Annotated in this window: 1 pseudogene; it reads right to left on the reverse strand. The window is 66.7% G+C overall.

The window, feature by feature from the left end:
* Nucleotides 1-74: 74 nt before the first annotated feature.
* A pseudogene (locus FK219_RS13335) lies at nt 75-516 on the reverse strand (hypothetical protein); the annotation flags it as partial.

Genomic DNA, 516 nt, shown 5'->3' on the forward strand with positions numbered 1-516 from the left:
CCGAGGTGCCTCATGTAGGAATGCCCGCGAAATGGTTCCCGTGCCCCAGTTAAGTATGCCCGCGAAGCCGGGGGTCAGCTCGCGGGGCGTAGTTTGATGCCGCGGGTGGTGTCGGGCAGAGGCGTGGCGGCTTCGGCTTGGAGTGCGAGGGTGCGGTCGCGGGCAAGGCCGGTGAGTCGGTCTTGGAGGGATTGGATGCGGCGGGCGAGTTCGGCGGGGTTGATCCGGTCGCGCCGGTCGCGCAGTTGGGCTGCTTGGTCTGGGGAGAGGACTCCGGCGGCCAGGAGACGGTCGAACGGGGTCTTCGGGGCGTCGTAGAGACGCTTGCGGCGTCCGGCGGCGTCGGTCGACCAGTCGGTGGGTTTCTTGGTCGGGGTGAAGAAGTTCAGCCGGTCGTTCACGAGCGGCCAGAGCTGGTTCAGGAGGGTCAGTTCTTCCGGGGTGTCGTAGCGCCAGTAGAACGCGTAACGGCGCACGAGGTGGTTGTTCTTGGACTCGATGGTGGCCTGGTCGTTC

Source organism: Microcella pacifica (assembly GCF_009371975.2).
Taxonomy (GTDB): Bacteria; Actinomycetota; Actinomycetes; order Actinomycetales; family Microbacteriaceae; genus Microcella; species Microcella pacifica.